The organism is Lactobacillus sp. PV012, assembly GCF_014522325.1.
Classification (GTDB): Bacteria; Bacillota; Bacilli; order Lactobacillales; family Lactobacillaceae; genus Lactobacillus.
This window is the reverse complement of the sequence record NZ_CP041983.1, coordinates 526,244-547,441: the sequence shown is the minus strand read 5'-3', so window position 1 is coordinate 547,441 and position 21,198 is coordinate 526,244. Positions and strand designations below refer to the sequence as shown.

22 protein-coding genes and 1 other annotated feature are annotated in these 21,198 nt (G+C 34.0%); of the genes, 3 read left to right on the top strand and 19 right to left on the bottom strand.

Annotation, left to right across the window (positions count from 1 at the left end):
- Positions 1-11 precede the first annotated feature (11 nt).
- Positions 12-2,588: a YfhO family protein gene (locus tag FP433_RS02765; RefSeq protein WP_265487055.1), complete on the top strand. Its 2,577-nt coding sequence runs from the start codon at positions 12-14 to the stop codon at positions 2,586-2,588.
- A gap of 26 nt (positions 2,589-2,614) precedes the next feature.
- Here FP433_RS02765 and greA read toward each other — a convergent pair whose 3' ends face one another.
- The 6 genes from greA to FP433_RS02735 all read right to left on the bottom strand — a co-directional run bounded on the left by greA (position 2,615) and on the right by FP433_RS02735 (position 9,293).
- A complete protein-coding gene (gene greA, locus FP433_RS02760) occupies positions 2,615-3,094 on the bottom strand; it encodes a transcription elongation factor GreA (protein ID WP_265483208.1) in 480 nt (159 codons plus the stop codon).
- Between the two features lie 78 nt (positions 3,095-3,172).
- Positions 3,173-4,270 carry an endolytic transglycosylase MltG gene (mltG, locus tag FP433_RS02755; RefSeq protein WP_265487053.1) on the bottom strand — a complete coding sequence of 366 codons (1,098 nt, stop codon included), beginning with the start codon at positions 4,268-4,270 and terminating at the stop codon, positions 3,173-3,175.
- 57 nt (positions 4,271-4,327) lie between these two features.
- The gene (pheT, locus tag FP433_RS02750) at positions 4,328-6,742 is read right to left on the bottom strand and encodes a phenylalanine--tRNA ligase subunit beta (protein WP_265487052.1); all 2,415 of its coding nucleotides are present in this window, start codon (positions 6,740-6,742) and stop codon (positions 4,328-4,330) included.
- Positions 6,742-7,794, bottom strand: a complete 1,053-nt coding sequence (gene pheS, locus FP433_RS02745; RefSeq protein WP_265487051.1) for a phenylalanine--tRNA ligase subunit alpha — start codon at positions 7,792-7,794, stop codon at positions 6,742-6,744. Before pheS ends, pheT begins: the two co-directional genes overlap by 1 nt.
- A gap of 38 nt (positions 7,795-7,832) precedes the next feature.
- Positions 7,833-8,039: a binding site (T-box leader), on the bottom strand.
- A 53-nt stretch (positions 8,040-8,092) separates the two neighbouring features.
- Positions 8,093-8,446: a winged helix-turn-helix transcriptional regulator gene (locus FP433_RS02740; RefSeq protein ID WP_265483212.1), complete on the bottom strand. Its 354-nt coding sequence runs from the start codon at positions 8,444-8,446 to the stop codon at positions 8,093-8,095.
- A gap of 79 nt (positions 8,447-8,525) precedes the next feature.
- Entirely contained in the window at positions 8,526-9,293 is a 768-nt protein-coding gene (locus tag FP433_RS02735) for a TrmH family RNA methyltransferase (RefSeq protein ID WP_265487050.1), read from the bottom strand.
- Positions 9,294-9,391: 98 nt separating this feature from the next.
- On the opposite strand from FP433_RS02735, the gene FP433_RS02730 reads away from it, so the two are divergent.
- Positions 9,392-9,664 carry an acylphosphatase gene (locus tag FP433_RS02730; RefSeq protein WP_265483215.1) on the top strand — a complete coding sequence of 91 codons (273 nt, stop codon included), beginning with the start codon at positions 9,392-9,394 and terminating at the stop codon, positions 9,662-9,664.
- 68 nt (positions 9,665-9,732) lie between these two features.
- The gene (gene yidC, locus FP433_RS02725; protein ID WP_416202977.1) at positions 9,733-10,716 is read left to right on the top strand and encodes a membrane protein insertase YidC; all 984 of its coding nucleotides are present in this window, start codon (positions 9,733-9,735) and stop codon (positions 10,714-10,716) included.
- 39 nt (positions 10,717-10,755) lie between these two features.
- Here yidC and FP433_RS02720 read toward each other — a convergent pair whose 3' ends face one another.
- The 13 genes from FP433_RS02720 to FP433_RS02660 all read right to left on the bottom strand — a co-directional run bounded on the left by FP433_RS02720 (position 10,756) and on the right by FP433_RS02660 (position 21,168).
- A complete protein-coding gene (locus FP433_RS02720) occupies positions 10,756-11,250 on the bottom strand; it encodes a restriction endonuclease subunit S (RefSeq protein ID WP_265487049.1) in 495 nt (164 codons plus the stop codon).
- A complete protein-coding gene (locus FP433_RS02715) occupies positions 11,229-11,966 on the bottom strand; it encodes a restriction endonuclease subunit S (RefSeq protein WP_265487047.1) in 738 nt (245 codons plus the stop codon). The genes FP433_RS02720 and FP433_RS02715 overlap by 22 nt, the downstream gene beginning before the upstream one ends.
- The gene (locus FP433_RS02710; protein ID WP_265487045.1) at positions 11,933-12,208 is read right to left on the bottom strand and encodes a hypothetical protein; all 276 of its coding nucleotides are present in this window, start codon (positions 12,206-12,208) and stop codon (positions 11,933-11,935) included. The genes FP433_RS02715 and FP433_RS02710 overlap by 34 nt, the downstream gene beginning before the upstream one ends.
- A gap of 78 nt (positions 12,209-12,286) precedes the next feature.
- Positions 12,287-13,834, bottom strand: a complete 1,548-nt coding sequence (locus FP433_RS02705) for a HAMP domain-containing sensor histidine kinase (protein ID WP_265487044.1) — start codon at positions 13,832-13,834, stop codon at positions 12,287-12,289.
- On the bottom strand, positions 13,800-14,528 hold the full coding sequence (locus FP433_RS02700) for a response regulator transcription factor (RefSeq protein ID WP_265483220.1): 729 nt from the start codon (positions 14,526-14,528) through the stop codon (positions 13,800-13,802). The genes FP433_RS02705 and FP433_RS02700 overlap by 35 nt, the downstream gene beginning before the upstream one ends.
- 108 nt (positions 14,529-14,636) lie before the next feature.
- The gene (locus tag FP433_RS02695) at positions 14,637-15,185 is read right to left on the bottom strand and encodes a DUF177 domain-containing protein (RefSeq protein ID WP_265487042.1); all 549 of its coding nucleotides are present in this window, start codon (positions 15,183-15,185) and stop codon (positions 14,637-14,639) included.
- On the bottom strand, positions 15,185-16,345 hold the full coding sequence (locus FP433_RS02690; protein WP_265487041.1) for a nucleotidyltransferase: 1,161 nt from the start codon (positions 16,343-16,345) through the stop codon (positions 15,185-15,187). Before FP433_RS02690 ends, FP433_RS02695 begins: the two co-directional genes overlap by 1 nt.
- Positions 16,346-16,354: 9 nt before the next feature.
- A complete protein-coding gene (gene rsfS / locus FP433_RS02685) occupies positions 16,355-16,708 on the bottom strand; it encodes a ribosome silencing factor (RefSeq protein ID WP_265487040.1) in 354 nt (117 codons plus the stop codon).
- 16 nt (positions 16,709-16,724) lie between these two features.
- Complete coding sequence (yqeK, locus tag FP433_RS02680; protein WP_265487038.1) at positions 16,725-17,324, bottom strand: bis(5'-nucleosyl)-tetraphosphatase (symmetrical) YqeK; 600 nt, start codon at positions 17,322-17,324, stop codon at positions 16,725-16,727.
- A complete protein-coding gene (locus FP433_RS02675) occupies positions 17,305-17,943 on the bottom strand; it encodes a nicotinate-nucleotide adenylyltransferase (protein WP_265487036.1) in 639 nt (212 codons plus the stop codon). Before FP433_RS02675 ends, yqeK begins: the two co-directional genes overlap by 20 nt.
- A gap of 1 nt (position 17,944) precedes the next feature.
- Entirely contained in the window at positions 17,945-19,057 is a 1,113-nt protein-coding gene (yqeH, locus tag FP433_RS02670; protein WP_265487035.1) for a ribosome biogenesis GTPase YqeH, read from the bottom strand.
- The gene (locus FP433_RS02665) at positions 19,050-19,574 is read right to left on the bottom strand and encodes a YqeG family HAD IIIA-type phosphatase (RefSeq protein ID WP_265487033.1); all 525 of its coding nucleotides are present in this window, start codon (positions 19,572-19,574) and stop codon (positions 19,050-19,052) included. Before FP433_RS02665 ends, yqeH begins: the two co-directional genes overlap by 8 nt.
- A 100-nt stretch (positions 19,575-19,674) precedes the next feature.
- A complete protein-coding gene (locus FP433_RS02660; protein ID WP_265487031.1) occupies positions 19,675-21,168 on the bottom strand; it encodes a peptide MFS transporter in 1,494 nt (497 codons plus the stop codon).
- Between the last annotated feature and the right edge of the window lie 30 nt (positions 21,169-21,198).

Here is a 21,198-nt window from a genome sequence, read left to right as displayed (position 1 = left end):
AAAGGATCTTTATGACAAAAACTCGTCGATTTTTTATCTATCTTTTATCGTTCATCTTACCTAGTTTTATTTTTTTCACCTATTTCTATTTTCGAAAAATGGACATTTTAACTGTAGATTTAGGGCAACAATACATCGATTTTCTTGCCTATTTTAAAACCAACTTCTTTCACTCACCCCTAAAACTGATTTACAGTCTCTCTAAAGGCTTAGGGGGGTCAATGATTGGGACAGATGCTTACTACTTAAATAGTCCTTTAAACTTAATTTTATTACTCTTTCCCACTGGTTTCCTTCCTCAAGCCACTTTGCTACTTATCTCTCTAAAAATTGGTCTAGCTGGTTTAACAAGTTACTTTCTTTGGCAAAGAAAGTTTCAAACAACAGGAAAATTTTTTGCTTTAGCAGCTAGTCTTGCCTATGCCTTAAGTGGCTACATGCTTGCTAATAACTTAAATTTAATGTGGCTTGATAGTGTTATTTTACTCCCATTATTAATTTATAGTTTACAAAAAATTCTAAAAAATCAAAAAAATAACCACTTACTTTTAATTACTTTTTTACTTTGGTTTACTAATTTTTACACTGGTTATATGGCTTTGCTATTTGGTTTTTTATATTTTATTTCCAACCTCTTTGGTCAAAAAATTAGCTCTCCCTTCCAAAAAATTCTTATCTATTTCAAAAAGAGTATCTTAGCTACATTACTTGCTAGTTTTACTCTAGTCCCCACTGTTGTTGAATTATTACAAGGAAAAACAAATGTTGATTCTCAATTTAATTGGAATTTTCAATTTATGCCTTGGAACATTTTTACTAAATTTGAAATTGGTAGCTACAGTTTTACAGAAATGGAAAAAGGTTTTCCAAACATTTTCTTAACTTCTACTTTTTTAATTTTGGCTATTCTTTATTTTACCAGTCAATCATTTTCCAAGCGTCAAAAATTCTTCCAAGCTGGTCTACTACTCTTCCTTCTCTTATCATTAAGCTTCAATCCCCTCATTCTCCTCTGGCACATGGGACAATTTCCCGTATGGTATCCAGGACGTTTTAGTTTTGTATTAATTTTTTACCTTCTTGATTTAGGAATTCAACTTCTCCAACGTCAACATTACTTTAAAGTATGGCAAAAAATTCTAACTGATATTCTTTTAATAGCTTTAATGGTTTTCTGGTCTATTAGCAAAAATCAATTTGAATTTATGAGTAATTTTAAATTCGAACTTTCAGTTCTTTTCCTCATTTGTGTGGGACTTTTAATTACTTTTTACAATTATCAATGGGCTAAGTTATTTATCTTTGGTCTAGTGGGGATTGAAGTGACCATTAATCTCATCTTCTCACTCAATGAAATTTCTTACCAAAATAACTTTGCCTATAGCAATACGACGAACAATCTCACCCGAGCCGTTAATTATCTTAACCAAAAAGATACCAGCTTATTTAGAATTGAAAAAAATTTTGATCGGTCAGAAAATGATTCACTAAGCAACAATTATTATGGTATTGGGCATTTTAATTCAATTTCTGATAGTAAAACCATCTCTTTTGTCCGTGCTCTTGGACTTAAAAGTAATGATAATTCTTTTTCAAATAACTATTCTACCTTAGTAACTGATAGTATCTTAGGAATTAAATATTATTTACTACCCAATTCTCTTCACTGGCGTCTTCCCGTCCAAAAGCAACTTAATTTAACGGAAACATACGAACGTCTTGACTTCAACCAAGATCCATTTCTTAAAAATATTGACCAAATTCAAATTAGAAAAAATCCTGCTGCTCTTCCATTATTTTTTACAATTAACTCAAATAAAAAATTTTCCTTGAAAGACGGCGATCCCATTTATAATCAAACCAACTTACTCTACCAAATTCTCGGCAGGCAAACATATTTCTACAGTGCTCTTGCCTTCCCTAAACCTATTTTACGTAATAGTAAAGCTTGGAAAAATAGCTGGCATGTTTACAGCACAGTTAATAAAAAATTCGAAAGTAGTGTTAGTTTTACCTTAATTCCTAGCACTAACGATCCTTACTACTTAGAGCTGCCCAGCTATGTTGATAAGGATAGTGCAAGCTTAATAATTAACGGCAAAGAAATTGATACCAGTGACTTAGGAAGTGGATTTAAATTAATTAATCTCACTTCTCGCCACAAAAATCATCCAATTCATATCACCTTTAATTTAAAAGACCACACTTTAGATCTTTCAACTGCACGTTTGTGGACATTTGATACTCAGCATTACTTACAAGTAATGAAACAATACTTGCAAAAGCAACCAACAATATATCAAACCTCAGCTTTATCACTCAAATTTAACTATTATTCCGTCAAAAATACTACTTTTGCTTCAACTTTACCTTATTCAAAAAATTGGTTGATTTTTGATAACGGGCAAAGAGTCCCTGCTAAACTTTGGCATAATACATTTTTGTCCTTTAATCTTGCTAAAGGAAAACATCAAATTACTTTGATTTATATCCCTTATCCTTTCTTAATTGGGTCCTTAATTTCATTAATGACTTTAATTTCTATCCTAGTTTTCCGAAAACATGCAAAAAAGAGACGATCCCAGTAAGGGTCGTCTCTTTTTTGACTAAGTTTTTATTTAGTAGTTACATCATCAATTTTTGCTTCAAAACTTCCACCTGGAGTATTGATAGTAACAACTTCACCCTTCTTTTTGCCAAGCAAAGCTTGAGCAATTGGAGAGTCATTGGAAATCTTTCCGTTTAATGGATCAGATTCGTCAGTACCTACAATTGTGTAAGTCTCTGGATCATCAGTACCCACTTCAGTATAAGTAACAGTCTTACCAATTGCTACTTCATTTGGATCAACTGATTCTCCGTCTACAACTTGAGCATATTTTAACATTTGTTCAATTTGCAAAATGCGTTGTTCTACAGCACTTTGTTCATCTTTAGCTGCATCATATTCAGAGTTTTCTGATAAATCTCCAAATGAACGAGCTACTTTGATACGTTCAATAACTTCTGGACGCTTAACCAATTTCAAATCTTTTAATTCTTTCTGAAGTTTTTCTTTACCTTCAGCAGTCATTGGATAAACCTTTTCTGCCATACTTTTTTGCTCCTCACTATGAATTTCTTAATCTTGCAAAAATAGCTTATTGTTTATTGGCTAAAAAGTCAAATGCTTTTATTGACCTAATTTGCTATTTGTTTGTAAATGTTGGTCATAACTCTTAGAGAAGTAAACCTTTCCTGTCTTCAAGTTAGCGACAAAGTAAAGGTAACCTTCATCACGATCAGCTGGATTTAAGACCGCTTGAATTGAATCTAAACTAGGATTATTAAATGGTCCTGGTCCAAATCCTTTGTGAACATATAAGTTATATGGTGACTTAACTTTTGTATCTTTAATGGTTAAGGAGTTCTTGTGCTTGTTCAAAGCATACATTACAGAAATATCTGACTGAATTGGCATCCCTGCCTCTAAACGATTAAAGAATACACCAGCAATCTTACGACGATCTGAAGTCTTTACCCCTTCTCGTTCTACTAACGATGCTAAGGTAAGCACTTCTTGAACAGTAAGGTCTTTCTTTTTAATAGTTGTATAATATGGAGTTAAGACCTCATTGGTCTTTTGTACCATCTGCGTAACTAATTCTTCTAAAGAAGAACCTTTATAAACATCATATCTAGCTGGAAAGAGATAACCTTCCAAATGATAACGAACATTGTCTTTGGCCATTGAACTAGATAAAAGTTTAGGATATTTCTTTTCTAGTTGTTTCAAAAACTTTTTGTTCTTCATCAATTTCAAAAAGTCAGCTCTACTATACTTAGTTGATTTACTTACTGTTGTCGCAATCGCATCTATTGTTTGACCTTCTTTTACTAGGACATGCCCATCAATAGGACGCTGACCGCCTAGTAAAATATTGACCAATTCTTTATTAGACATTGATTGTGATAAGTAAAAATCTCCTGCTTGAAAACCACTTTCACTATGAAGTTTTAACCAAATATTAAAAATCTTTGTATTACGAATCAAATGATTCTTACGTAAAATATCTGCAACTTGAGAATTAGTTGCTCCTTCAGGAATATTAACACTAATTGCTGCATCATTATGTCTATTTACAGGTTGCATTGCATAAATAGTATACCCACCAGTAAATATCACTGCTACAACAACTATTGCACCAATTATCCCCAAAATCCATTTTGTTAATTTATTAGAAGCTCTTTGTTCTAATTGACGCTGCTTTTCTCTCTTTTTATCTAGCAATTGCAATCCTCCGCCTTTACAAAGCTAAGGCAATTATACCAAAAGTTTCTCTAAAAATTAACGAATTACAATATTTAATTTTTCCTTCAAATCTTCTTCTACTTTATCCATCGCCTTAGTAACTACTTCATCAGTCAAAGTTTCTTTCTTATTTAAGAAAGTTAATGAATAAGAGATTGACTTCTTGCCGTTTTCAATTTGTGCTCCAGCATACACATCGATTACTTCAACCTTAGTAAGGTACTTACCAGCACTTTGTTTAATTTGACTTACAATTTGAGCATTTGTAATGTCATCAGCTACTAGAACTGATAAATCACGCTTAATAGCTGGGAATTTTGGAGCTGGTTGAGCTTTCATCCCTTTATGAAGAAGTGGAATAATTTTATCAAGATCTAATTCATAACCATAAATTTCACTACCACGTAAAGATTTATCTTGGACCATAATTTCATGGCTAATCATTCCAATCATTCCTACATATTCACCCTTAATGTAAATACCAGCAGTTCTAGTTGGATGCATGCCATTAATTACTTCTGCTTTGTATTCAACCTCATCTTCTTTAATGCCAATTGCAATAAAGAGTTCAGTTAACTGACCCTTAACAAAGTAGAAATCAACCTTTTGATTTTCATGTTGCCAGTTTTGATCAAAAGTATGCCCTGAGTATAAAGTAGCAACATGTTCATGTTCATTGAACTCGTTATTTGCATGATCATAAACACGACCTTGTTCAAAAAGTGCTAATTCTTTTTCTTTACGAGCCATGTTGTATCTAGCAGCATCCATTAACCCAGTCATCAAGTTTTCTCTCATTGCAGAACGGCTTGAGTTAAGAGGCATTTCTACTTCTACTAAAGGTTGAGGATCCTTAGTGTAACGAACGGCCTTTTCTGGTGAAGTCAAAGAATAAGAAATAGCTTCCATCATTCCTTGGCCTTGAATGATTGCCTTAATTCTTCTCATCGCAATTTCTTTTTCACTGTAGCCACCATGGGTTTCAGCTAAAAGAGGTTGAGTTGACTTAAGATTGTCATAGCCATAAATTCGACCAACTTCTTCTACCAAATCGGCTGGAATTGAAATATCCCATCTTCTATTTGGCACCGTAACTACTAATTCATCTCCATTAATTTGAGTTTCAAAATTTAACCGATCAAAAATCTTCTCAATTTCTGCGCTAGTCAATTCAGTTCCCAACACTTTGTTAATGTGCGAAATAGTTGTCTTAACTACAGCTGGCTTTCTTTCTTGCTTAGTAGGACGAATCACACCAGTAGCAATCTTTCCTTCAGCTTCATTACGCAAAAGCAAAGCAGCCATATCAAGTGCCTTTTCAGTATTATCCCAGTTAACACCTTTTTCAAAGCGACTAGAAGCTTCGGTTCTGTTAGCGTGGCGAACCGCAGACTTTCTTACACTAGTTCCATCAAAAATTGCTGACTCTAAGATAATATCAGTGGTATCATCTTCAACTTCAGAATTTTTACCACCCATTACTCCTGCCATCATTACAGGTTCTTTTCCATCAGTAATTACAATATCACGTGGATCTAATTCAACTTCTTTATCATTCAATAAAGTAAGCTTTTCACCTTGCTTGGCATTTCTAACTTCAAACTTACCATTTTCAAAGGTGCGAGCGTCGTAAGCATGCATTGGTTGTCCAGTTAATAGCATGACATAATTTGTAACATCAACTACATTATTGATTGGGCGAATTCCTGCATTCCAAAGTCTTCTCTGCATCCATAATGGACTTTCGCCAACCTTAACACCAGTAATTTTACGCAAAGACATTTTAGGAGCAAGTTTTTCATCAACTTCAGTCTCTAACTCACCAGTCCAATCTGCACCATCTTCTTTTAAAACAACTGGTTCAATCTTAGGCTTTTGGTCAACAATTGCACCAACTTCATAAGCAGCCCCTTCCATTGATAGAGTATCTGCACGGTTAGGAGTAATGTCAAAATCTAAGATATAGTCGTCCATTCCTAAGGCCTGGTAAACATCTTCACCTGGTTTTACATCAGCATCTTTAGGAAAAACAAAAATTCCATCTGCATACTTTGGAGGAACAATCTTATCAGCAAAGCCAATTTCTTGCAAACCACAAATCATCCCGTTTGATTCAATACCACGAATCTTACCACGTTTAATCTTATGGTTACCTGCAATTCTTGCTCCATGAAGCGCTACAATTACATTTTGACCAGCTGCTACATTAGGAGCACCACAAACGATTTTAATCGGCTCATCTTCACCTACATCTACTAAACATTTGTGCAAGTGAGTTCCTTCGATGTCTTCACATTCTAAAATATGTCCTACAACTAATTTTTTTAATCCATCTTCAGGATGGTTAACTGATTCAATTTCTACACCAGTACGTGTAATTTTTTCTGCTAAGTCTTTTGGGTCAATATCTAAATTTAAAAAATCTTGAAGCCAATTATATGAAACAAGCATTAGTCTTCTTCCTCCTTACGGAATTGTGCTAAGAAACGAACATCATTAGTATAGAAATCACGAATATCATTAATTCCATACTTCAAAATTGCAAAACGATCAAGTCCTACCCCAAAGGCAAAACCACCATAAACTTCTGGATCCACACCTGCATTACGCAAAACGTTTGGGTGAACCATTCCAGCTCCTAAAACTTCAATCCAACCAGTGAATTTACAAATTGGGCAGCCTTTACCATCACAATTAAAACAAGATACATCCATTTCTACAGATGGTTCAGTAAATGGGAAATATGATGGACGCAAGCGAGTCTTTCTATCTTGGCCAAACATATGCTTAGTAATCATTTCCAAGGTACCCTTTAAATCAGACATAGTTACATTTTTATCAATCACTAGGCCTTCCATTTGTTGGAATTGGTGTGAGTGAGTCGCATCATCATCATCGCGACGATATACCTTACCAGGTCCTACCATCTTTAAAGGACCTTTTGAAAAATCATGCTTTTCTAAAACACGTGCTTGGTCACCAGAAGTTTGCGTTCTCAGCAAGTTTTCTTCGTCGATATAAAAAGTAGCTTGCATATCACGAGCTGGGTGATCCTTTGGTAAGTTCATCATTTCAAAACAGTAGTGATCTGTTTCAATTTCAGGTCCCTGAACTACCTTGTAACCCATCCCAATAAAGAAACTCTCTAAATCATCTAAAATAATGTTAATTGGGTGCATTGAACCAACATGCCCTTTACGTCCAGGAAGAGTTACGTCAATTTTTTCTTCTTCTAGGCGACGTGCAATTACTGCTTCGGTCATCTTTTCTTTAGCTTTATCAAAAGTCTCTTGGAAGTAGTCACGCAATTGATTTACTTTTTGTCCAACTTTAGGACGTTGACTTGCTTCTACTTCTTTCATTGAGTGTAAAATTTCTGTCAATTGTCCTTTACGGCCAACTAAGTTGACCCTAATTTCATCAAGCTTTTTTTGAGTATCAGCTTGCTTAATCTTTTCGGTTCCTTCTTCTTTTAACTTATTTAATTTCTCGAATAAGTCCATTATTTTTTCCTTTCCGATAAAAAAAGCCTCATCCCCTAAAAAGGGACGAAGCTTCGCGGTACCACCCTAGTTTAAACTAGCACAAAAGTGCGTGTTCACACTCTTTTACGTTAACGGTGAAATACCGGAATTGATTAGATTCTGCTCCTAAGATGAAATTCATGTTTATTCTATAGGCTCTTTCACCAACTTAAGCCCTCTCTGAAATAGAAATCCTCACTACTAATCTTGATCAACGCATTTAATTTTTAATTATATTTATTATGTTAAAACAAAACTTAAATTCTTGCAAGATAGTTTATTCCCACTTATCTGCCCAATTATGTACGCTATCAAAAACGGGCTTTAATTCACTACCTTTTGAAGTTAAAGTATAAGAAATAATTCCAGTTTCATCATTAACAGTTCTTTTTACAATATCTAAATTTTCAAGTTCTTTAAGTCGTTCTACCAAAACTCGGTCACTGCATTTACTGATGCAACGTGCCAAATCTTTAAAGCGCATTTCTTGAGTATCACATAAAGAACTAATAATTAATCCATTCCACTTCTTACCAATAATGCTAAAAGCATTAATAAAATGATCACAGAGACTATAGTCTTCTACTTGACTACAACCTTCTTGGGATTTTGTTTGGATAGTGTCTGACATAAGTTATTCCTCCTAAAATCTCTAAATCTGTTATATCATTTATTATAAAATGCTCACTTACTAAATACAAGTATTAATCTTAGACAAAATGGTAGATCATAATGCCAGCTGCAACTGCTGCATTTAAAGATTCTGCTTGTCCTTTAATTGGAATATAGATTTTTTTATCAGCTGCTTCAATGACCGGCTCACTTGCTCCATGAGCTTCATTTCCAATCACCAAAGCTAGCTGTGGTACAGGAACTACATTTTCAATCTTCTTAGCATCTGGATCTAGTACGCTCACATAAACTGGAATCCCACCATTTTCAAAACTAGAAATTGCATCCATAATTGGCATTTGAATAATTTGAATGTGGAATTGACTTCCTTGCATACTACGTTGAACTTTAGGGTTATAAAGATCAACTGACTCTTGCGATAAAACCACCCCATCAAAACCAGCAGAATCTGCTGTTCTAATGATTGTTCCTACATTGCCAGGATCAGTTAAATTATCTAAAACAACCCACTTACCATACTCAAAACTAAAATAACGTGGTTGATTAATTGGCAAGACCATAAAAATATTTTGACTATTTTTTGTTGCACTCAAATGATCACTAATTGCTTCATTAATCAAAATAGTTTTATCGTCGGAAAAATCTTCCATTGTTTCAGCTTCTAAACGAGTCAAAGAATCTTGAGTTGCTAAAAGATAGCGATAATTCAAATGGCTTTTTAAAGCTTCCTTAACTAGATGAAAGCCTTCAATTAAATAAAGCCCTTCTTCTTTACGGTATTTCTTTTTTTCTAACTTACGAATATCCTTAATGAGTTTGTTATTTACTGAATTTATTTCAATCATTTAAATTCTTCTTTCTAGGTTCTTCCTTTATTTTATCGAATTAGCGTTATAATTGAAATAATTACAAATTAATTTAAGTCTTTAAAGGGGATTTTATCATGCAAACTAAAAAAATTACTGTCCACGGTCATGTCCAAGGTGTTGGCTTTCGTTGGTGTACTCAAAATGTCGCAAAAGAATTAGGCATTAAAGGCACTGTTAAAAATAATGCTGACGGCACTGTAACAGCTGTTGCCCAAGGCGAACCTTTAGTATTAGCAGAATTTATTTCTAAAGTTAAAGCCTCTCCCTCTCCTTCAGGTAGAGTGGATAAAATTGAGGTTGAAGAAATTGAAGAAAGACCATTTCGTTCTTTTCAAATCATTTATTAATACTAGCTATTGCTCAAATTAAATATTCTTAGTAAACTGAAATCATACTGTTAGAAAGGTTTGTGACATTGAAAAAATCAAAATACTTTAAATTATTTGGGCTTTTAGCGCTCATGGCAATTTTTTTAACTGCTTGTGGAACCACTACCCATACTGGTTCTAATATTCCTAATCCACCAACTAGCGGTCCTTATGCTTGGGTATACAGTCTTTTTGGTAAACCATTACAAAATATCATGCTTTACGTTGAGCAAAAAATTGGTGGCCAAAATGGGGCAGGCTGGGCAATTGGAATTATTACGATTGTTGTTCAATTAATTGTATTGCCACTTCGTTTAATTTCACAGCACAAGATGACGACGCAACAAGAAAAAATGCAACGTCTTCAACCTCAAATGAAGTTAGTTCAAAAGGCACTTAAAACTCCAGGCATAACTCAACCACAACAAATGGAAATTAGTCAACTCCAAATGAAGATTTATCGAGAAAATAATCTTTCGATGACTGGTGGAATGGGATGTTTACCACTTTTAATTCAATTACCAATTATGGCCGGAATTTATCAAGCGGTAGCCTATTCTGAAAAACTTGCCCATTCTACTTTCTTTGGAATTTCTTTGAGCCAAAAGTCACTGGTACTTACTTTAATTGCGACCGCTCTTTACTTACTACAAGGTTATCTTTCAACCATTGGCTTATCTGAAGAACAAAAGAGAACCATGAAGATGACAATGTTCTTAAGTCCAGCAATGACCTTCTTTATTTCAATTTCAGCTTCTGGTGCCTTAGCTCTTTACTTTACAGCTGGTGGTATTGTAATTGTTATTCAACAATTAATTGCAACCTTTGTTATTATGCCAAAAGTTAAACGTGATGTTGCTGCAGAACTTAAAGACACACCTTTAAAACAAGTCGTTACTCCACAAGTAATTGATAATATCTTAGGTAAGACTTCTCAAGCGAAAGCTAAAAAACAAGAAACTAATCAGTTACACCAAAGTTTACGTGAACGTAATGCTGGTAAACAAAAACGACAAAATAAAGATAAATAGATAATAGATTAAAAAGCATCCCCAGGACAGGGATGCTTTTTATGATGCCGTTGAATCAATCACAGTAAATAATTCTTCAATTTTAGCAGCAATTCTTTTTTGTTCGTTAAGTGGTGGGAGTGGAAGAATTAAATTGCTCAATTTGGTTTTATTTAATATGGATAATGTCGTTGCAGAAGCATTTTTATACATTGTTTTTACAAAAAAATTAGTTTCTAAAAAATAGTGAAGTAGTACATGATTTCCTAAAATAGGAGAAATAGAATTTATTTGTTGATTAAAAGCCACTTTACGATTTACATGAAAATTTCGTCCCAAATTACCAATACAAGTAATTAAAATATCACCTTTATTAGCAATTCTACCTTTTTCTATTCCTTTACAACTTAAAGTATCCTCTGTTGCATAATTAATACCCTGGTTCGTAATATCTGCTGGTTTAATAAAAGGAATCTCACCATTGTATAAACTTCTATCTTTTTTTGTAGGGGTATTCCCGGTTTGTAACTCTCCTATTTCCCCAATCTCACCCATTCCCAACTTTCGGGAATATCAAAAGGCTTCTCTTCATCACTAATTTCAGGAAGTGGTTTAGTTTTCTTGATTTTCTTTTCTTTGATTAGTTGTGCTTTTTTAGCATTAATCTTCTCAAGTAAAATACTTGCGGATTCATCGTTTTTATCTTGATCAACAAGCTTCCCTTGCATCCCCAAACTAAGAATCTTTTCTTTTAATTCTCCTTGTAAGCCCTCATATTTCTTTTGAGCTTGTGCAATAGTATCAAGTAATTCAAAAAGTTCTTCAATTTTGGCCGCAATTCGACTTTGCTCTTCAAGTGGTGGGAGAGGAAAAGAAGCTAATAATACATCTTCTCTAGAAATACCTGGAATCATACTCTTAGATTTGTTTTTAAGTTGTTCTACATAACTCTCTAGAAAATATTTTTGAAAGTTTTGACTTAAGAGAAATATATTCTCTATTCCCATAATTTGGCGTGCAATATGGGCTTTTTTCGCAGTTAAGATTGCAATTTTACCTATTGTTCCTTTAACAGAAATTAAAATAGTTCCTTTTTCTACAATAGTTTTAGGTTCTTCAATCCATTCATTAATATTTATTCTATCCTTCAATAAATTACTAGCACCTGTAATATAAGGAATACTATTTTTTGTAGGTTTATCTAAATGATCGTTTTTGGGGATGTCTCTACCAGATATTAAATTAATAATATTTCCCCTAATCTCACCCATTCCCAACTTTCAGGAATGTCAAAAGGCTTCTCTTTGTCTGTAATTTCAGGAAGTGGTTTGGTTTTCTTGATTTTCTTTTCTTTGATTAATTGTTCTTTTTTTATTCTAATCTTCTCAAGCAAAACACTCGCAGGTTCATCACTGGTATCTTGTTTAACTAGCTTTCCTCGCATTGCTAAATCAAGAATTTTCTTCCGCATCCCCTGTACATCAATATTCAAACTACTCATATCTTCTCCCATAATCTTTCCTAATCATTTCATCTAATTATACTATTTTTCACCCCAATAAAAAAGCTGCCAATAACTGGCAACTTAATGTTATTCTGATTTTTCATCTTCAGAATCAGATTTCAAAAGTGGAAATTCAATCTTAAAGATACTACCAGAACCTAATTGAGAAGTTACACTGATCTTCCCATGGTAACCTTCTACTAACTTCTGGGCAATTGATAAACCTAAACCATTTCCACCTTTTTCCCGAGTTCGGGCCTTATCTACTCGATAGAAACGATTAAAGATCATTTGCTGTTCTTCAAGTGCAATTCCTTCACCAAAATCTTGAACTGAGATCTCTACAGTTTCTCGTTCAGTAGAAGCATCTACAATAATTTCCTTACGATCTTGTGAATACTTAATCGCATTATCCATCAAAATAATTAAAACTTGCTCTAAATGATTCTGATACATTTTTATCTTTGTATTCGATTTTAAATCTGCATCATCATAAATAATCTTGAAATCTGGGTGAATCATCTGCAAGTTATTGACTGTACGTTCCAAAACTGAATTTACATCTGAGACTTCATTTGGGAATTGAACATCAATTTGTTCAGCACGGGTCAAATCTAACATTTCCTGAATTAAATGATTCATACGATTGGCTTCTTGAAGCGAGGCATCAATTGATTCTTGTAAAATCTTTGGATCATCTTTTCCCCAACGATTAAGCATATTCATATGACCTTGAATAACTGCAACTGGGGTCCGTAATTCATGAGAAACATCCCCCACAAATTGCTTCTGCTGTCGAATATAAGCTTGCATTCGATCAAGCATTTCGTTGAAACTATCTGTTAGCTCTCCCAATTCATCAGTACGTTTAAGCTTGGGCAAACGTTCTTCACTATTAGGATCTTTATCAATTTTACGAGCAAGTTCTGAAATTCTTTTTACTGGTTTTGCCCAGCTACTAATTACCACAAAAGTTAATCCCATAAAAATAACAATAACGATTAATGAAAAAATAATCATTGAGACTCTAATCGTTTTTAGCACATGATTAGTTTGCGCCATTGTATTTTTAACTGCAATGTAGCCAACTAAACGTTTATTATCACGTGAATAAACCTTTTGGTAAACATCTAGCTCTAGTCCATGTCCTGTATGAACCAAGTTCTGAACGTGGGCGCTCTTAAGAGTTTTTAACTTAGGAACTGTAGTTTTTGAATTAGTAAATACCACTTCTTTTTGAGGATTATAGAGAGTAACTGTCGTTTCTTTATTAGAAAGAGTAGCTAAAATACTATCATTAAAAATATTAACCTCATCGTTAGTATTTAAAGGCCCCTCACCAGCTAAAATCTTTCTAGTGTTAGGAGAAAGCTTAGGCACAACATTTGAAGTGCGGAAATTAGTTGGGATTTCTTCCAAACGCTTTTGAAAAGTGGAGACAATCTCATTACTCATTTGTTCATTTTGAGCTATCAGTTGCTGGCGTAGCAATAAATAAATTCCAACTGAAAAAATCACAAAAGAGACTGTAATTGTCGCCGCCATTACACTTACCCACTTAGCAGTGATTGAGGAGCGTTTTTTAGTCTCTTCTTTTTGCTTATTCGTCTTCTTGGCGTTGGTCATCATTTTCATCAGTTCTTACCATATAGCCAGTTCCGCGAACAGTCTTAATATAAGATGGACGCCCAGGAACATCAATCTTATTACGTAAATAACGTACATAAACTTCAACTACGTTAGTTTCAATCTTAGATTCTGGTCCCCAAATCTTGTTAAGAAGCTCTTCACGTGTAACCACATTATTCTTATTTTCAATTAAAGTCATCAATAAGTTATATTCACGCTTGGTTAAATCAACTTGTTTTTCTCCACGGTGAACAATACGATTAGCAGTTTCAATGGTTAAATCATTAAATTGAATAACCTTTTGAACTCCTAAGGTACTGCTGACTACTCTTTTTTCAATTTGAACGCGTCTTAAAACAGCACGCAAACGTGCAAGTAATTCTTCAATTGCAAAAGGTTTAACAATATAATCATCTGCCCCATGATCAAGCCCAGATACACGATCAATGACAGAATCACGAGCTGTCATCATGATAATTGGAGTTGTCTTAGTTTGACGTAAACGGCGGGCAATCTCCAATCCATTTAAGTTAGGCAACATTAAATCTAGCAAAATCGCATCAAAATCTTCTTTTAAAGCTAAATCTAATGCCTTACGCCCATCACTTTCTACTACAGTATCATATTGTTCATGTTGTAACTCAAGTTCTACAAAACGTGCTAAACTTTTTTCATCTTCAACAATTAGGATCTTACTCATTCTGTTTTAACACTACTTTCTAATTATGATTGATTTTTATTAGAGAAAAAATAAAATTTATTAATAATTTAATTCTAATTTTTTAATGGAATTAAATCAAGCGCTACTTTAATCTTTATCTGAATTATCCTTAAATAAATCTTTTAGTTTAGCAAATGCAGGATTTTCACGATTTGATTGTTCTTTTTGATAATCTTCTTCAGAAATAACTTTCCAGTCTTGTCCCTCTGGAAAAATATCATCTTTTTCTTCTTCCTCAGTTAAAATTACTGAAGGCAAATTTAACAAAAGGTGGTCTTCAATTGCTGTTTGTAAATCAATTTTGTCATCTTTAACAACAACAATTGTCTCTTCTTCTTCAAGCTGTTCTTGAGTTGGCTCAGTTTCAGAATAATTTTCAGTAAAACTAAATTCTTCATGAAACTTTACTGGTTCCAAACTTCTAGTTGAAGGAGCAACAACATCTGCATTAACTGTAAAGTTTCCAGTTACAAAAGGTTCTTGATAAAAGAAATCACCTGTAACATGAACATTCTTTGCGTCGACAATTAAGTTCTTACTTCTTTCAAAAAATTCAGGACTTAATTCAACATCGGTATCAATGTGCGTCAATGGCGCACGACTATTTTTAATTTGTGAATATGAATAAGTAAGCATTATTTTACCTCGATTGGATAACGGCCAAAGTTTTGATCTTGGCCTATAATTTGTTCAAATAAACGATCTGTTTTAACTTGCAAACCTAAAGTGCCCTCACTAGCACCCTTACGATCAACTTTTGAAATAATGGGAACGTCAAAATCTTTTCGCATCTTTTTTAAGTAATTTCTTCCACGTTTGCTATATCCTAACAATAAAGTTGAAATATTATCAAAAGAAGCAAACATTTCATCACTAGTTATATTTAAAAGTGTATATAAACTTAAACGTCTTAAGCGTGCATAAGTATAACGCTTGGATTTGATTCTGCGTAAAAATTCTGTAAAGTCCTGCGCTAAATGAATCTCTTCTTTCATCTTGTATTCAAGGCCTTCACTCATTTGATAGATTCTTCCTAAATCCGTTACTGATGTGCTTTCAAGACGATATTTTAAAAACTTAAAAAGAATATTCCAATTTGGATAGATAGTTTGATTTTGTAAGGTTGCTAGTTCTGCCTTGGGAACCAAATTTTTTAGACTGCTTAGATCCTCACCTTGGTGATGCAAGCAAAAATTACGAATTGAAGTAGCAGACGAGACGATATTTTCTCGCATCAATAAATCATCATGGCCACTACCAATTCGCATAATTGGATGTAAAGACAGCGGTCGTCTTAAAGACAGATTAGCTACAGCGTATGCAATTGCTAACATCATATTTGGCTGATTAATTTCATGCCCCACTTCTTGAGCAACCATTTGATTATATTGGGTGGCATAAGTTTGAGTATAATCACTGAAAGTAAAGCGATTATGGGGAATCTGAGAAATTTTTTGCGCTAAAAAAGAAAAGTTTAAATTTGCATCTTCTACCCCAAATACTAAACTTTCTGCTCCTAAATCATGGAGTAACTTTACACTCCCACCTGCAAAAATATCAGCTGGTTGAACTGCATATGAAAATGGCAATTCCAATACTAAATCTGCACCTGACTGTAAAGCAGCTTGTGCCCGATCCCATTTACTCATAATCGCCATCTGTCCTCTTTGCACGTAGTTACCAGACATAATAACGATAATTGGATCATCTTTAGCAACCAAGCGAGCCTGATTTAGCAAAAATTCGTGTCCACTATGAAAAGGATTATATTCCGCTACAATCCCAACAACTGCCATCTTTATCTCCTAATCTTCATCTAAATTCAATTCTACTTTTTTACCATTGCTCCAGAGTTTCTCTAAGCCATAAAATTCACGTGCTTCTTGCGTAAAGACGTTAACTACAACATCCCCCATATCAACTAAGAGCCAGTTAGAGTCACGTCCACCTTCAATACGGTAATCTGATTTACCATGTTCATGGATTTTATCAATGATGCTATTTACAATCGCATGCAATTGACGATTTGAACCTGCAGTAGTTACTACATAGTAATCTGACAAGATGCTTACACCTTCCATATTATAAGCTTCTGTATCTTCACCATGACGTTCATCAATTGCTTCAACAGTTAAGTCTAATAATTCTTTACTTTCCAAATTAATCTTCCCTTCTTTAATTATTTTTGATAGCCCACTTATTGTAAGCTTTCAAAGTTTTTGGATATATTTTTTGTCTATTTTTTACTAAAAAATCTAAGGTATGAGCTAATTCAAAGCCTACACCCTCATCTAAATTATTAAAAGCAACTTTTCTTGCTTCTTCTACACCAGGAAATGAGCGCTGAGGCTCTATAAAATCTGCTACAAAAACAATCTTATCTAAAGTTGTCATTTCACTATCCGCAGTTGTATGACGATAGATTGCTGTTAAAATTTCCTCGTCTTCAATTTTTAGATCTCTTTTAATAAAGTAAGTTCCTACAATTCCATGCCAAATTGCACGATTATAATTCAATAAATCTGGATCAAAATTCTCTTCCTTGATTACTTTGATAAATTCTTCATTAGGAATTTGCTTGGCATAATCATGAATAAATCCTGCTAAGGCTGCCTTATCTTCATCATAATTATTTAAACGAGCTAATTTTTTACTAGTTTCACTAACCCCAATGCAATGTTCAAAGCGCTTTTGATCCATTATTGCCTTTTGCTTTGCAATAATTTCTTCTGAATTTAAGGGTGAATATGTCTTTTTAAAAGAAATCTTCTCCAAGATAAAGGCCTCTTTCTTGAATATACTGCCATACTTTTTCTGGCACTAGGTAACGAATTGATTGCCCCATGGCTACATTTTGACGAATGTAACTTGAACTAATTTCTAAACTTGGGGCATCAACCCAAATCATTGGATATTTACTTTCAACTTGAAAATTTGGTCTTTTAACTCCCACTAACGTTGCTAGACGCGCAATGATCTCTGGATCTTTCCATGTTGGAAAAGATTCCACTTCATCACTACCCATAATTAAATAGTACTGATTTCGCGGAGCACGCTTTTTTAAATAGCGTAGTGTATCAACTGTATAGGAAACACCGCCACGTAAAATTTCTAACAGCATAATGCGAAAATGTGGGTTTGATCGAGTTGCCAGACTAAGCATTGCCAATCGATCTTTTGTTGTTACTTGACTATTCATCTTCTTGTGAGGAGGAATATTATTAGGAATAAACCAAATTTCGTCAAGATCTAGCTTTTTCCTAACTTGTTCTGCCATATTTAAATGTCCCAAGTGAATTGGATTAAAAGTTCCCCCCATAATTCCAATTCGCATTTTTGAAGCAGAAACAGGTTGAAATTCAACATGAGTTTGGGGCTCAAGAATAGATTTCATTTTAAATCAACGCTCTTCTAATTCCTAATCCAATTCCATCTGGAGTATAAGCCTTCACTACTACATCTTTTGGTACAGTGATAAAGCCAACACCGCCAAATAAAATATCACTTTTTTCTTTGGGTGAAAACATTTGCCCTTTCATTTCACCAAGATCATCTTCTGGACTTGGTGGTAGTAACAAATCATCTTTATGCTTTTGATAAAATTCATCCGCATTGCTCAATTTTGTCCGGTGAATGTACAAGTCTCGGGCTGCATAAACAGTAAATCCTGCTGGTTCACCTTCCAAAAAGTCAAAACGTCCAAGACCAGCTAAAAATAAGGTTTGCCCTGGTTTTAATTGATAAGTAGCAGGTTTTAATGGCTTTTTAGGTTCTACCATTTCTAACTCTTTACCACTTAAATGACTTGCTAATTGATTTTTACTTAAAATTCCGGGAGTATCAATTAAGTAGTGACCATCAGAAAGTGGAATCTTAATGGCATCTAAAGTTGTTCCTGGGAATTTCGATGTTGTAATTAAATCCTTTAAATCACTGCGAGCACTTAAAATCGCATTAATTAAGGTTGATTTTCCAACATTAGTTGTGCCGACAAAGTAAATATCTTTATTCTTTCCTTCTTTTGCCAAAAAATCAATCAAACTATCTAAATTGCGTTTTTTAGCAGCACTTACTAAGAAGATCTTCTTGGGATCAAGACCATTTCGATTAGCTTCTTGACGCATCCAATCCTTAACTTTACTTTCCTTAGTATTTTTAGGAAAAAGATCAATCTTGTTCCCAACAATTACAAATTCATTTTTTCCAATAAATCTCTTTAATGAAGGAATTAAGGAATTGCTAAAGTCGAATAAATCAACGACATTAACCACCAAGGCGTTATCTTTTTCACCAATGGAATTAAGCAAAGCTAAAAAATCATCATTATTTTCTTTAACAGGCATAATTTCATTGTAGTGGCGTAAACGGAAACAACGTTGGCAATAAACCTCACTATCTTCATTTTCACGTGCCTTTTTTAAAGCACTAGCAGGTAAGTAACCTGACTTTTCTGGATCTTCACTTTGAAGTGTGCTACCACATCCAATACATTTAATTTCTTCATCCATTTTGTAAGGTCTCCTTAAAAGTTACGGGTTTACGCATCTTTAAAAAGGCAAAAATAAACTTTTCAAAAAAGCGATTAATCCGTGTATTCCATTTATCAGTTTTTACTAAAGGCTCAACTAACACACTTTTCACTCCTGCTCGATTAGCTGCAGGAATATCCGTCATTAATTGATCTCCAACCATCATCACTTCATCTTTATTTAAATTTAACTTCTTAAGTTCTTCATTGATTCCAGTTGGCAGTGGCTTACGGGCCTTCGCTATAAATTCTATCCCATATGGGTTTAAAACTTTACTAATTCGCTCAGCATTATTATTAGAAATAACTACTAATTTAATGCCGTTAGCTTTTAGCTTTTGATTTAAGTCATCCATTTCCTTGGCTGAATTAGGATTATTCCAAGCAATTAAGGTGTTATCTAAATCTGAAAAAACTGCCTTAATTCCTATTTCTTTCAGCTGCTTTGGATCTAAGTTATATATTGTATTAATCGTGTATTGGGGTCTAAATAACATTAAATTAATTCTCCGTTTTTTTCATATATATTTTATCAGATTTTGTTAAACATTAAAAATTTTAACAAAAAAACTCCGCCTTGTGGGCGAAGTTTAAGGATTATTTTACACCATCCATTAATTTGAAAATTTTCTTAGAAATTGCAAATAAAATAAATCCGAAAATGATACTTACAATTCCAACTGCTAAGAAATATGGAACCTCTGTCTTAGTTGAGTAGTATTTAACGATTTGAGCGTTAACTGCTTGTCCAGCCGCATCTGCTAAAAACCACATACTCATCATTTGAGATTGGAAAGCCTTTGGTGCAAGTTGGGTAGTTACTGAAAGTCCAATTGGTGAAATAAGCATTTCAGCAATTTCAACAATAAACCATGAACCAACTAACCAAAATGGGCTTACACGTCCGCTAGTACCAAATAAAATACCAGGAAGTGCCATAAATGCGTAAGAAAGTCCGGCAAAAATCAACCCAGCCGCAAACTTATTTGGTGCACTTGGTTGGTTTTTCCAGTTATCCCAAAGCCATACAAAGAATGGCGTCAAAATCATAATAAATAATGGATTTAAAGTTTGGAAGTTGGCAGCTTCAAAGTGCCAAGCTCCAATATGTAATACTGTTCTATCTTGTGCAAAAAGTGCTAACACTGTTGAACCAGATTCTTCAATTCCCCAGAAAATTGCAGCTGCAATAAATAGTGGAATATAAGCTTTAACACGAGAACGTTCAACTTTAGTTACCTTTGAACTATTAAGCATTAAGATAAAGTAATAAATTGGTAAGCCAATTGCTACAATAGTTAATAAAGTGATTACATTTTCAATATTTAGTTGCTTAAAGAAAGCTAAAATACCAAAAATTGCAGCAACAATGATTACTCCGATAATAATCCAACGAATAACTTTATTTAAACTATCTTTATCAATTGGATCATTTGGTCTTAAACCATCATCTGAAAGATACTTTTTACCACCGAAGTAATATTGAAGTAATCCAAAAAACATTCCGATTGCTGCTAGTGCAAAACCAGCATGGAAGTTTGTATGGTTACCAAATAAATGGAAACCAAAACCTTCTGATGCCCATGGAACAGCCCAAGGCGCAATTGCGGATCCTAAGTTAATACCAAAAACGTAAATACTGAATCCTGCATCACGGCGGCGATCATTTTCAGAATATAATCCCCCTACCATGTCAGAAACATTTGGTTTCAATAAACCAGTACCAGCTACAATAAATGCAATTGAGCAATAAAGAGCTGCCACTTTACCTGGGACAGAAAGTACAATATGTCCGATCATGATTAAAATACCACCGAACAAGACTGTCTTTCTAGGACCCCAGACACGGTCAGAAAGCCACCCACCAACTACACTAGCCAAGTAAACTAATGATCCATAAATGGACATTACTGAGGCTGCTGTGGTTTGAGACATCCCCAATCCACCTTTAGTTACTGCATAATACATATAAAAGATAAGGATTGCCCTCATCCCGTAGTAACTAAATCGTTCCCACATTTCTGTGAAGAATAAGGTGGATAGACCACGTGGTTGTCCAAAGAAGGCCGTATCCATATTTTTCTTATTCATAGATTAAAAATCATATCTCCTTTCATGAGC